The following is a 13,451-nucleotide window of genomic DNA, read 5'->3' as shown; positions in this document are numbered from 1 at the left end:
ATGTTTTATATTGCCCCAGCATGGACAAATGAAATTAAAGAATTAAATCACGACCCGTTAAAAAATTTAGTTAGTTTATTAGACGACGGGGGCAAACCCGTCAAGCTGATGGTGCTAAATTTCATACCTAATTTAAGGTATATTTTACATGTGAACGGATTGACCAACCTGCCTTTTTGGAATCTCTGGGATGCTATTTTGGGTATTGAACGAATTGATGGGATGCCGCTTGGTCCAGAAAGTTTTGAATGGCCCGATGATATCCGGATGGTTCGGGGACTACACTCGATGGTAGGTTACCGGGGTAACGAGTTAGCCGCAGAAACCGTTAAGAATCCGCAAGGGTTTATTCAGACGGTTAAATTTTTGGGGTCAGAGAACAACCGTTTTGACATTTTTGACGACCGTGGATTCAAGGTCTCGACTAAGTATATGATCGATGACCGAGTAATAAAACAAGAATGGTTTAATGAAGTTGGCCAGCGAATTCTACGATATGAACCTGATAACGAAGCCCCTGTAAAAATTTTAAGCAATTTTAGTAATTTTAAGCATTCTGAATATGCTAGTTTAGATGATTTATTTTTGGAATTTGTTAATAAAAAGTTTGCGGATGAATTTGATGAAAAAAAAGATAATTTAATTGCTAGTAGCAGTGAAAGAATTCGCTCGTTAATGGTAAAAATTCAAAAACAAATGCCAGTAGCGTATTTACTAGACCATCAAGGAAAGGTAAGTTCAGAAGACATTCAAAAATTAGTTCCTCAGATTGAAGGATCCACGAATTTCGTGATTCCTAACTACGCACTTTTTGAGCAAATTCAGCTTAAAGTTAGCGAACCAAATCAGTCCCATTTGGATTTAGGGTATCCCTATGGTGCAGATATGCGCTTAGGAAATAGCAATGAGGAGCGGCAACTGATTATTTATTGGAACATTGGCGATGCGAATGATGACCAAAATGTGGTTGAAACGAGTAACGAGCTGATGGATTACTATTTAGAACATGAAAATATGGGCTTAATAGTTTCGACCTTAAAAGATAGTGACGCAGATATAGTATGTTCGGAAGTTTTAAAAAGAATATTTGCCCACTATGATTTCCTTGATGAAAATGAGGATCGAGGGAACTTAAACGAAATCCTATTTAATACGAATAACGAAAAAGAAATGCAAGAATTATTATTCAAAATTTGGGGTCGGATGCGAAAAGAATGGGAACTCAAGCATCCAGTTAAAGATGGAAAAATTACCGTAGAAAAGGGCGAGGAACCTGAAAGTGAAAAGATTGACTGGGATAGCTTTAAATTAGTGGTTTCTAGCATTCTTATTAGAAAAAATCCAAGAGATTACCAAATTTTTGATGATTTAGCACGGACAAGGATTATGGTTGATATGGGTGATCCGTACGACACACGTATGCAATTTAACGCTATCAGTACTGGAATCCCCCAAATTAATATGGTAGAAAGCCCATTTGTAATTAATCGAGAAAATGGCTGGATTGTTACAAAAGAACAAAGCTTATCCCAAGGGCTGGACTTTTATTTGAAAAAATTGGGGAATTGGAACGTTGCTTTAGTAAATACGGCTAAATACATGGAGCAACTAGAATTTAGACGCCAATCCGATTGGTGGGAGAGAAGGATGCGTTATGATAACCAAAGGTAGAATTATACATCTGGGACCCGAAATTAAAGGATTAGCAGAACTAATTAGTGAAAAATTTGAAATATATGACGTTCCGTTTGAGGACCGAAATCAACCAATTGGAAAAGGAAAAAACAAACTCCTAATTAAAGAAGAGTTTAACTTAGCTTTCCGTCACGATTTATTTTTAATTACTCAAACAGAGTATTTACAAGCGGAGCAAAGTTCTTTTTTGAAACAATTACCAGCTAATAACATCATAATTGATGACCGAACAGAGCTTTCCGCGGAAGCTATCCAGGCGCTTCATTTAAAGAACGCTCAATTTATTAGTTTTCAAAACGTAGAAGAGTTAGCAAAGCAACTCAACGAAGTGTTTTATAATGGTTCGCTCGGTTATAAATTTGACTTTGATAATATCCAGTTTGACCCGAATTTTAAAGGAACCATAAAACAATTGGGACATAATTATCTAGAAATTATAGATAATGATGTTGAGGACTATCAAAGGGTAGCTAGTTGGGGAAGTATCCTTGGGGTTGCTAAAAATACCATTTGGGAAATTCGTACGGAATTTAAGCGAAATACCCCAACTACTAACGTTCGTTTGCGGGTTTCGTTGATTAGTGCGATTAATAGTCAAATTTATTACAGTACAGAAGTGGATAATGATAGTTTGAAAGATTTAATCTCTTTAGATGTTGATCATAATGGGGCTTACATTCTCGTTGAGCTATTAGTAAAGGGAAAAAATATTGATCTGACGATGGAAGCTATCACTGTAAATCAAAGCCGTAGTGGACGAGGTACTTTACTAATTGGAGAAGATGTCGAAATTGACGACGAAGCGATGGGAGAACCTTTATACCATTACTTTGACCCAGGTGATTTTAAACCGCCTTTGATGGTTTACTTTTCTGGATTTCGTTTTAATCCAGGGGTTGAAGGAATGTTTATGATGCGTAATTTAAAGGCCCCTACCCTTTTAATTCAAGAGTCTCGAATTTTAGGAGGATCGTTTTACGTTGGGGGCGAAAAATTAGAAAGTCAAATTATTAATCTTATCCAGTCAACTTTGAAAAAACTAGGTTTCAAATCGAATGAGGTAATTTTATCTGGCCTTTCAATGGGGACTTATGCCGCGTTATATTATTCATCTTTTATCAATCCCGACTGGGTGATTGTTGGTAAACCATTGACAAGCTTAGGTGAAATTGCTGCTAATGAACGGATCAACCGTCCGAATAATTTTCCAACCTCATTAGACGTGGTGCTACGCTTAACCGGTGGTATTGCTGATGAAAATATTAAGCAGGCTAACGATCTTTTCTGGAATTCGTTTACTAAACATGATCACTCAAAGACTAATTTTGTAATTGTTTATATGAAAGAAGACGACTACGATGGGATGGCCTTTGATAAGTTGGATAGTTTTCTGCGCAAGCACTCACCAACGTCTCGGGTTATTCATAAAGGTTTTACGGGACGGCATAATGATCAGACTAATGCCTTAGTTGTTTGGTTTTTAAACCAATATCGGAATGTTTTAATAACTAACTATGGCCGTGACTTTAGCCCGCAGGAGGCTGATGAAGATGACGAGTAATTGTTTTGTAATTAGATGGCCAATCCATATGAACAACACGTATAGCTTTGGTTCGGTGATTAATTATCAAAATGGAAAGATATATTTCAATAATGAACGAATGAGTCCAGGGCAACGAATTTATAGTTGGATGTCCAAATATGCTCTTAATGTAGACGGTAGTCCTGAATTTTCCCAGTTACCGCTCTTAAGAAGAAAGGGTAAATACCAGGTTAATACTAAAGCAAAAGTAATTCCCGATGAATCCGTGCAAGTTCAGCTAGATTTTTTTGATATTAAGGGCGAAATTATTGACGGTCCCCTTACAATCGACCTAGATGGCGAATTCGAAGTACCTGAAGAGATGGATCATTACCGTATTAGTTTGGTTAATTTGAATAATAAATCCTTAGAATTCGAAGAATTGACGATTAAACCCGCTGATAGTGATTTTAAAGTTGCGACAATCAACGACAATATAAACACTGTTTGTGTGTGGAATCAACAGGACTCGTTCTTTGAAAAAGTTGAAGTTTACCTACGTAGCCGATTGGTATATTCAGAATCTTATTTAGGGAAAAAGAACGTTTTACGGATTTTTATTGAATTTGACAGTCGAGCCAATTGGCAAGACCAGCAACTTCGGGAAAAAATTTCTGAGATATTTAAGTCGTTTGGAGAGATAGTAAAGAATAATAAAATGAAGTTTGATGCTTTGTCGCCAGACACTATTTTGCTTTCTTCGCAAGAAGAACGGTTAACGGCGGTAGAAAAATATACAACCATTGAGCTGGCAAAAATATTGCATTTTTATCGGCGTTAAAAGTAAATCTAATTTAGAGCCTTATATTTTTGGAGGAAAAACATGAATTTTTTTATTAATGAAGCAATGGGAATTGGTAATTCTGGGGTGGAACATGCTCAGTTTTACCGTGCAAAACGTTTTGACCAAGCTAACTTAGATTATAAGTTTATCTTCATGGCATTGGTGGATAACTTACACGAAGCGATGGATAAGTGGGGAATCCGTGATGATCAAGTTATCAATATTTGGGAATACTTTGTTCATGGCGATAAGTACGCACTTGAGGGGTTAGCAAAACGTACTAAGGTAAGAAGTGAAAATGTAGTTGATAGTACCAATACCTTACGGTTAGAAAATAAAGTTACTTCAGCTGGAATCCGAGTTGTCCGTCATTACGTGAAGCACGCTAACCCTAAAAAGAACCCACCTTTGTTGGTTAGGATTGACCGTGTAGAGCTGTACGATGCAGAGACTAATTTGCGCAAGGTTTCGTTTGAATTTTTGCAAGATCCTCATGATGATCGGGGAAATCAAACTATAAACATTCATCTATATAATCAGCCTGGAGAGCTTTTTTTCCCTAATTCAATGCAATTTCGGAGATATTTCTTACATCAAATCGAACGGTTATATTCTGGAAAAAACGTCTTCATTTTAGACCGTGGAGAAACGAATGAAGTTGCTTTGATGGACGACACCTTACCAAACCCAAACCGGAAATTAGTGGAAATCATTCATGCGGATCACTTAGCTGACCGTGATGATCCTAAAGCACCGTTCTGGAATAATTACTATGAATACGTGCTTACTCATATGGATCGGATTGACCGGATGGTGGTCGCTACCGAACTCCAAAGAAAAGACTTACTGATTGATTTTCCAGATAAACAAGCGGAAATTGCTACCATTCCCGTAGGAGGAGTGGATGATGAAATTAAACAGGTCAAGGAAATTCCACATAAAGAGTTTAAATTAATTACAATTTCACGACTTGCTTCGGAAAAACATATTGATTTAATTGTTAAAGCAGTGGCTAACCTGCATAAACAAGGATGTAAAGTTAGTTTAGATATCTATGGTGCTGGCGAAGAAGAAAAGAAATTAAAAGAATTAATTGAAAAGGTTCAGGCTAAAAAATATATTAAGATGCGTGGGTTAACTCATCATGCTGACGAAGTTTATCCTAAATACGATGCCTTTGTTTCGGCTTCCTTCTCTGAAGGATTTGGCTTAACTTATATCGAAGCGTTAAATGCTGGATTGCCAGTAGTTACTTTTGCCGCAAGATTTGGTGCTTTAGAGCTAATTGAAGATGGTAAAAATGGTTACTTGATGACCTTTAAACGTCAAGATCTGGATTTTGACGTCAGCCAATTAGAAAAGGGAATTCAAAAATTAATGGACCGAGATATCAAAGAAATGAAAGACGACATCTTCAAGTCTGTTGAAAACTATCGTGATCACGTCATTGCTGATAAATGGAGGAATTTGATTAATGAACTATGAGTTGGTAAGTGCCTTACGCCCAGGAACGGATAATTGGGAATCTCAAAAAGAACGCGCGAAAAAGAACGACAGTACTTTAATAACCTTATTTCCAGAACCACTTTTTGTCCGTTTAAGAAAAGAAGAATATCCGAAAATAATAAATATCGTTGATTACGTTACTAAAAGAACGTACGATGAAAATAGTTCACTATTTTTTGATAAAGTAGATACCGTAGAAGGCGTCGAAATTATCATGAACCGGGATGGAGTTATTACCCTTGTTAAGGAGGGAGCGGTGATTGGAGAAATGCGGGTCTTTCCCCGTTCTCGCCGTTTAGTACAAGATATCAAATTCTTCAATGCAGATGGAACTCGTGATATGGTTGAAGAATACACTTTTGATGGCAAACTTTTTAGCAATATTTTCTACTTTAAAGATAATGTCCAGGAAATTGATTTCTTTGATGACAATCGAGACGTCCGGTTACGTTTTTTCTTCTACGAAGGAGCAATGAACCTGATTACGGTAGAAAATCCGAAAACTAGGAAAATTATTGAACAATACGATAATATGAGTCAATTTCAGGCAGCGCAAGTTGCTAAAATTGTAAAACCCGGAGATAAAGTGGGAATTACTTATCTAGGTATCGAATTAGATGCTCTAAAGGATACTCAATCTGAAAATACCCTTTACTTAGAAGAACCGGCCTTTGATGGGGATCAGTTAAAGGGAAATCTGAAGTTAATTATGGAAGATGAAATTGACTACGTTCAACACGTAGTGGTAAGTAGTGAAGACTACCAGAAAATGCTTGATTTAGGCTTAGACGTTTCCAAAGTTGAACCTAAACAATAAATTAACGAGTGGTGCAATCCTTGATTGGTCAGGATTGCCCACTTTTTTATATGGTGCTTGAAAAGTGCAAAGTTAAGGAATATAATACCGGAGGTCAAAAAATATACGTTAAGGAGAATGCGGGATGGCTGATAAAAAAATTAAGATTAACCCCAATGAATTTGCTTTGGCAGTAGTCAGCGGCTCTAAGTTAGACAACCCCGACGATGTCCGGGTAAGCAAAGATGCTTTAAAGCGCTATTTAACGGCGTACATGTTGATTGAAGAATTTAATGAATTAGAAGCAAGCCAATTTAAATTTTTCAAGAAGGCGGACCGCGAAATGTTGGTTAAGGCGCTTGAAGGATTACGGCTCGACTAAAAAAGCGCTAATTGTTTTCGTTTCAAAAGTACCGAAACGAAAATAATTAGTGCTTTTTATTTGCTTTCAAAACCAATGGTCGTTATTACGGGTCTTCTTAATTTCTTGGTGGATCTTCAAAGCAATTTTGTGGTTAGTTTTAATTGCTACCGACATAAAAAGGGCGTCAACAATGCTCATCTGAGCAATTAATGCGTGGAGGGCTTCGGACCGGTACAACGCTTCTTCGGCAACCGAAATTAAGGTGATGTCCGCCATCTTAGCAAGGGTAGAATTAGCAGAACTGGTGATTAGAATTAGGGGGACCTGGTGTTGTTGTGCTAACTTGGCCAGGGCGATGGCGTCACGATCTTCACCCGAGTGTGAAATTAATAGCATTACGTCCTTCGCGGTGAGTCGGGTTGCCGCCATGATTTGCATGTGGAAATCATTTGCGTAAACCACATCTAACGGAGTACGCAAGAATTTGTGGTAGCCGTCTAGGGCCACGATGTTACTTGCTCCAAGGCCAAAAATACCGACCTGCTGGGCGTTTAGTAAAAGTTGGACGCAAGCAGATAAGTCATTTTCACTAAGTGCCTTAACGGTTGCTTTTAAAGCATCTACGTTAGCAGCAAAGACTTTTTCGGTTACGGTAAGTGGCGAATCGTCTGGGCTGATTTCCGCAAAGAGGTTATCGGGATTTTCGGTCTGGGCCAAGCTGAGTTTTAGTTCCTGAAAGTTTTTAAAGCCTAGATTTTTGGCGAAACGCGAGATAGTTGCGGTAGAAACGTTGGTCATTTTGCTCAGCTCAGAAATGGTGGCGTGGCTGATTTTGCTTTGGTTTTTTAAGAGAAACGTTGCCAGCTGGCGTTCTTTATCACTAAAGTTAATTTGGCATGCTTGAATACGTAACGCAAAATTTGACATTATCTAAATACTCCCATCAAGTTTACTTATTATGTTCAGTATATCACTAAATCGACTCCAGAAAAATAATTTCATGAAAGCGCTTGATTTATGTAAAAAATTTTCATAGAATGGATATGGAATTAATTATAAGAAGATAAGCGAGGGGTTATTTATGGAAATTGGATTAATTGGGTTAGGCAAGATGGGACTTAACTTAGCTAAGAATATGCGTGACCACCAAATTGAGGTGGTTGCTTTTGATCTATTTGCTAAGGCACGGCAATCAGCCGCAGATGCCCAAGTCAAGACGGTTACCGATCTTCAATCACTAGTAAAGGGATTAAAGCAGCCCCGGGTCGTTTGGTCAATGCTACCGGCTGGAAAACCAACCGACGAAACGATTAAGGAACTAAGCGAGATGCTTGATGAAGATGACGTCGTAATTGATGGTGGAAATTCATTTTATCAAGATTCGATTCGCCATGCAGAAATTTTAAAGGAACAAGGAATTCACTTCTTTGATGTGGGAACCTCCGGTGGAAAAGCTGGCGCACGTCATGATGGTAACTTTATGATTGGGGGACCTAAAGAAATTTTTGGGCGAATTGAACCCCTATTCAAAGCAATTGCCGCTGAAGATGGCTACCTTTATACTGGCGAAGCTGGTTCAGGCCATTACTTAAAAATGGTGCATAATGGAATTGAGTATGGCATGATGCAGGCAATCGGCGAAGGTTTTGAAGTTTTAAGCGAAAGCCAATTTGATTATGACAACGAAGCGGTGGCAAAAGTTTGGAACCACGGTTCGGTGGTTCGAAGCTGGCTTATGGAATTAGCCCAAGACGCGTTTAGCAAAGACGCTGACCTAGACGAAATTAAAGGCGTCATGCACAGTTCTGGGGAAGGAGCTTGGACAGTGCAAGAAGCACTCCGTCTCCGAGTACCTACTCCGGTAATTTCCAGCGCCCTGATGATGCGTTACCGCTCTGAAAAAGACGATACAATGACTGGAAAAGTAGTTGCGGCATTACGAAATGAATTCGGTGGCCATGCAGTTGACCACCAGGAAAAGTAGGGGATGAAACAGATGAAGTACATGATTGGTGTTGATTTGGGGACCACCAGTACTAAGGTAGTTTTATTTGATTTAAAGGGCAAGTCGGTGGCATACGCCAATAATCCATACCCCTTGTATCAAGAAACACCTGACATGGCAGAAGAGGATCCAGAAGAAATTTTTGACGCGGTAATCAGTGGATTAACGGAAGTAATGCGTAAAAGCCACGTTGCAGCCGATGAAATTGCCGGAGTTTCGTTCTCCAGCGCCATGCACAGTTTGATTTTAATGGACCAAAACGACCAACCATTAACCCGGGTGATTACATGGGCGGACAACCGGGCGAGTCAAGAAGCTGAAGAACTAAAAGAAAATGGTTTAGGTGCTAAGTTATACGCCCGTACGGGAGTGCCAACCCACCCAATGTCACCGTTGGTTAAGTTGCTTTGGTTAAAAAACGACCAACCAGAATTATTTAAAAAAGCTAAACACTTTATTGGAATCAAGGATTATGTATTATTCCGCTTGTACGGTAAATACGTCCAAGACTATTCATTAGCAAACGCAACTGGTTTATTTAATATTTTTGAAAAGGATTGGGACAGTTTAGCCTTAGAAACCGTTGGAATCAGTCGGGAACAACTTCCCGAGTTAGTTACCCCGGAAGAACAGTTAGTGGGAATGGACCGTTCTTACGCGGAGGTGACCGGAATTAATCCCGATACTCCGTTTATCTTAGGAGCTAGTGACGGGACCTTAAGTAATCTAGGTGTGAACGCCATTGATCCAGGAGTATTGGCGGTCACGATCGGTACCTCGGGCGCGGTGCGGGTAGTTGTGGATCATCCGGTAGTTGATCCGCGTGGCCGGTTGTTTACCTATTATCTCGACGATAACAAATGGGTAGTCGGTGGACCAGTAAACAACGGTGGAATTGTTTTCCGGTGGGTTCGCGATCAACTATTCTCTCCGGAAAAAATTACTGCAGAACAGATGCAAGTCAATTCGTACGAAATTTTAACTGACATTGCGGCTAAGATTCCCGCTGGAGCTGATGGATTACTATTTCACCCGTATTTGGGTGGTGAGCGGGCTCCCATTTGGGATGCCAATGCGCGGGGAAGTTTCTTTGGACTTACACGGCAACATACTCGAGCACACATGGTCCGGGCTGCACTAGAGGGAATTGTCTACAACCTCTACATGGTCATGCTGATGATTGAAGGGGTTGCGGGCAAGCCAAAGTCAATTCAAGCCACCGGAGGATTCGCACGCAGTGAATTATGGCGGCAAATGTTAGCAGATATTTTTGAACAGGATGTTAACATTCCTGAAAGTTTTGAAAGCTCGGCCTTAGGAGCAGTGGTAATCGGGATGAAGAGTCTAGGAATTATTGATGATCTTAGCGCCGTTAAATCAATGGTAGGGGTAACTCACCAACACCACCCTAACCAAGAAAATTTTGCGGTTTATCGAGAATTACTGCCAATTTGGATTCGGTTAACGGATGAACTTGCTGGAGAATATGATAGCATTGCTGATTTCCAACGCAGGCATCCTAACCCACATGCGCGCATTGCTGAAGAAGACTGATTCAATCACGCTTAAGCCAGAAATTTTAAAGCAGTCTGTGTAAGTCACTTGTGTTGCAAGTTCTAAGGATTTAGAGGCTGAATGAGTATTATATATAGGAAGCTTTTGGGCCTCTTTTATTTTTAAAGTTACGTGCAAACGCTTACCTAACGCTGATAAGGAGTGAAAACAATGGAGTTTATAGTTCTAATTATTGGAATTATTTTATTACTCACCTTAATTATTAAGTTTAAATTTAACACCTACGTATCGTTAATCGTTACTTCGGTAGTTGTTGGTTTAGGTTTAGGGATGCCGGCAAGTAAAATTGCGGACACGATTCAAAACGGGATTGGAAGTCAACTAGGTGAGCTGGCTCTGGTCTTTGGTTTTGGTGCGATGCTTGGTCGGTTGGTTGCCAATGCCGGCGGAGCCTATCGGATTGCCCACACCTTAATTAATAAATTTGGCCGTCGCTTTTTGCAGATGGCGGTAGTTGTGGCGTCCTTTATTATCGGAATCGCACTATTCTTTGAAGTGGGAATTGTTCTTTTAGTTCCCATCGTGTTTGCGATTGCTACCGAAGCTGGTGTCTCGGTGCTCGCATTAGGGATTCCGATGGCGACCGCTTTATCGGTTACCCACGGATTTTTACCACCGCACCCGGCTCCAACTGCAATTGCGGCAGTTTTGAACGCCAATGCTGGTAAGGTTTTGCTTTATGGAATTATTGTCGCAATCCCTACGGTTTACGTTGCTGGAATTTTATTTACTAAAGTGGCCCGTAAGTTTGTTCCCAGTGCTTTTGAACGGACGGGAAACTTAAAGGCGTTAGGTCCCCAAAAAGAATTTAAGTTGGAAGAAACTCCTAGTTTTGGGATGGCGGTTTTAACGTCGCTATTTCCGGTAATCCTGATGGCAATTACTACAATTTATGATTTAGTGGTACACAATGGAATTACCCCTACGCATCCCAACTTTTTGGATAACGCAATCAGTTTTATTGGCTCACCAAGTATTGCAATGTTAATTTCCTTATTATTTGCGATTTGGTCAATGGGATACCACCGCAACATTCCTAGTGGCGAAATCATGAGTACTTTAGAAGACGCGGTAAAATCAATTGCAATGCTGCTTCTCGTAATTGGTGGGGGCGGAGCCTTCAAACAAGTTTTAATTGATGGAGGAGTTGGTGACGCAATTAAGACGGCGTTTGCTTCTTCAAGTATCTCACCATTAATTCTCGGGTGGTTGATTGCCGTGATCCTCCGGGTTGCGTTAGGATCTGCTACCGTTTCGGCACTTACCGCTGCTGGATTGGTACTTCCTTTAATGCAAGGAGCCGGGATTGATCCGGCCCTCATGGTGCTCTCCGTAGGTGCCGGAAGTTTGGCCGCTAGTCACGTTAATGACTCGGGATTTTGGATGTTTAAGGAATATTTCGATTTAACCGTAAAAGAGACCTTGTTAACTTGGACAATGCTAGAAACGGTCATCTCCGTAGTTGGTTTAGCGGGGGTACTGCTGCTTAGTCTGGTAGTCTAGGGGGCTTTATTAGCGATTGGTAAGTAGTAATAATAACGGTCGAGACGACTTTAAGAATGTTGTTGCTTCAATTCAAGCGTTTTAATAATAGTAGATATTCAAAAAAGGATTTGGTCATGGAGTGATCAAGTCCTTTTTATTTTTTTAAAAGACGTTGCTCATTTATAAATTCAAGGAGGTTTTGCCGGAATCTTTTTAAGACCGTCCCATCCGAAAGTCAGTTTTTGATAAGATTGAATTAGTAACCAGGATCCGCTAAGGCTTCAAAAGACTTGGCGGGAAGACGTTGGAATTGGGACCAACCGTTTTTGTTAAATGCAGTTTAACTGACGATGCACGAAGGCTCACGTTATATATAGGAAGTAAGTGATGAATCGTGTCAGAGAGGCTGCAATGATAAAACGAGGCTTGGTAATAAGTTGATTAACTAAAGTTAGGGGAGTAAAGATGCAGTTTTTAAAGAAGGTTATTAAGTACGCGATCTTTCTGGTGGTCGGAATCGGAGTAGCGATCGTAGTCGCGTTGAACATTTCGCCTAAACCGTTCGTGTTCTTTTTAAATCACGCGGCAGGTGACGAAGCCGCGATTAAACCGCGTGCTTACCAAAATTACCGGGAAAAGATTGCTATTAAGCAAAATGTAAAGTACTCTTCGCAGTACGCCCAAAATACCATGGACGTTTTTTATAAGTCTGGGAATCAGACTCGTCCAACCATTATTTGGGCGCACGGGGGGCTTTCATTGCTGGTGATAAGGAGGGGACCAAATACTGGGCAACCAAAATGGCCGCCAAGGGTTATAACGTAGTGTCAATTAACTACGCGTTGGCACCAGGTAATCATTATCCCAACCAAGTAAACCAAATGCGTGAGGCAATCCAATACGTACACAGTAATTTTGCAAAGCAGCTCAACGTTCATAACGTAGTGGTCGGTGGTGATTCAGCTGGTGCACACGTTGCTTCGCAGGTGATTGACGCGCAATTTAACCCTAAATTGGCCACCGCGATAAACTATCGTCCTTTAAAGAAAGTAAATATTGTCGGTGGAATATTATACTGTGGGCCATACGACATAAAGCAAATGTTGAATAAAAAACACGTGGACTTAATGACCAAACTCTTTGTTAACCAAGTTGGCTGGGCATACTTAGGGGACAAAGATTGGAAAAATTCCCCAAAAGGTGCGCTAGTTTCTACGGTTAATTACGTTAATAACCACTTCCCGCCAATCTTTATTACGGATGGCAATAATGGTTCGTTTGAGGAACAGGGCAAGGAATTATCTCGAAAGTTACGCAAAGAAGGCGTCGCTACCCGCACACTTTTCTTTGACCAGCAGCACAAAGTTAACCATGAGTATCAGTTTGATCTAGATAGTAAGGATGGACAAAAGTGCTTTAGCCAGACGATGAATTTTCTGCGGAGTGTGGATTAAGGTTAGGGAATTGATTTAATGCGAAAATTATAAGCAGGGGGATGACTTGGTCAAGAGAGTGTATTACGTCCTTAGTTACCAGAATTAATAAATTACAGATTGCCGGTTAAGAAATTAGTCGGCAATCTTTTTATTACTAGACTTCTTGGTGAAGAAAGATGCAGTCGTCAAAGTCGAATACAGAAAACGCTTTATTTAGGGATAA

General features: G+C 40.1%; 12 protein-coding genes. 11 read left to right on the top strand and 1 reads right to left on the bottom strand.

The genetic code is table 11. The features are described 5' to 3' along the window. The 6 genes from asp1 to NYR25_06715 all read left to right on the top strand — a co-directional run bounded on the left by asp1 (position 1) and on the right by NYR25_06715 (position 6,745). Positions 1–1,671, top strand: a complete 1,671-nt coding sequence (gene asp1 / locus NYR25_06740; GenBank protein ID UWF33289.1) for an accessory Sec system glycosyltransferase Asp1 — start codon at positions 1–3, stop codon at positions 1,669–1,671. Continuing rightward, positions 1,655–3,256, top strand: coding sequence for an accessory Sec system protein Asp2 (gene asp2, locus NYR25_06735; protein UWF33288.1), 1,602 nt, complete (start codon positions 1,655–1,657; stop codon positions 3,254–3,256). The genes asp1 and asp2 overlap by 17 nt, the downstream gene beginning before the upstream one ends. Beyond that, entirely contained in the window at positions 3,246–4,058 is an 813-nt protein-coding gene (gene asp3, locus NYR25_06730) for an accessory Sec system protein Asp3 (GenBank protein ID UWF33287.1), read from the top strand. The genes asp2 and asp3 overlap by 11 nt, the downstream gene beginning before the upstream one ends. A gap of 42 nt (positions 4,059–4,100) precedes the next feature. Continuing rightward, on the top strand, positions 4,101–5,546 hold the full coding sequence (locus tag NYR25_06725; GenBank protein UWF33286.1) for a glycosyltransferase: 1,446 nt from the start codon (positions 4,101–4,103) through the stop codon (positions 5,544–5,546). Continuing rightward, positions 5,536–6,384, top strand: coding sequence for a hypothetical protein (locus tag NYR25_06720; protein ID UWF33285.1), 849 nt, complete (start codon positions 5,536–5,538; stop codon positions 6,382–6,384). Before NYR25_06725 ends, NYR25_06720 begins: the two co-directional genes overlap by 11 nt. A gap of 124 nt (positions 6,385–6,508) precedes the next feature. Then, on the top strand, positions 6,509–6,745 hold the full coding sequence (locus tag NYR25_06715) for a hypothetical protein (GenBank protein UWF33284.1): 237 nt from the start codon (positions 6,509–6,511) through the stop codon (positions 6,743–6,745). 66 nt (positions 6,746–6,811) lie between these two features. Here NYR25_06715 and NYR25_06710 read toward each other — a convergent pair whose 3' ends face one another. After that, on the bottom strand, positions 6,812–7,654 hold the full coding sequence (locus tag NYR25_06710; protein ID UWF33283.1) for a MurR/RpiR family transcriptional regulator: 843 nt from the start codon (positions 7,652–7,654) through the stop codon (positions 6,812–6,814). 154 nt (positions 7,655–7,808) lie between these two features. Between NYR25_06710 and gnd the strand changes: the two genes are divergently transcribed. The 5 genes from gnd (at position 7,809) to NYR25_06685 (ending at position 13,246) form a co-directional block, all read left to right on the top strand. Continuing rightward, positions 7,809–8,711 carry a decarboxylating 6-phosphogluconate dehydrogenase gene (gene gnd, locus NYR25_06705; protein UWF33282.1) on the top strand — a complete coding sequence of 301 codons (903 nt, stop codon included), beginning with the start codon at positions 7,809–7,811 and terminating at the stop codon, positions 8,709–8,711. Between the two features lie 3 nt (positions 8,712–8,714). Beyond that, the gene (gene gntK, locus NYR25_06700) at positions 8,715–10,286 is read left to right on the top strand and encodes a gluconokinase (GenBank protein UWF33281.1); all 1,572 of its coding nucleotides are present in this window, start codon (positions 8,715–8,717) and stop codon (positions 10,284–10,286) included. A gap of 171 nt (positions 10,287–10,457) precedes the next feature. Next, positions 10,458–11,810 carry a gluconate:H+ symporter gene (locus NYR25_06695; GenBank protein ID UWF33280.1) on the top strand — a complete coding sequence of 451 codons (1,353 nt, stop codon included), beginning with the start codon at positions 10,458–10,460 and terminating at the stop codon, positions 11,808–11,810. 447 nt (positions 11,811–12,257) lie between these two features. Next, positions 12,258–12,617 (top strand): hypothetical protein, encoded by a 360-nt coding sequence (locus tag NYR25_06690; protein UWF33279.1) that lies wholly within the window; start codon positions 12,258–12,260, stop codon positions 12,615–12,617. Next, entirely contained in the window at positions 12,593–13,246 is a 654-nt protein-coding gene (locus NYR25_06685; GenBank protein ID UWF33278.1) for an alpha/beta hydrolase, read from the top strand. Before NYR25_06690 ends, NYR25_06685 begins: the two co-directional genes overlap by 25 nt. Positions 13,247–13,451: the final 205 nt, after the last annotated feature.

The sequence above is a fragment of the Pediococcus acidilactici genome, from assembly GCA_024970065.1.
Lineage (GTDB): Bacteria > Bacillota > Bacilli > Lactobacillales > Lactobacillaceae > Pediococcus > Pediococcus acidilactici_A.
This window is presented reverse-complemented; position numbering and strand designations above follow the sequence as displayed.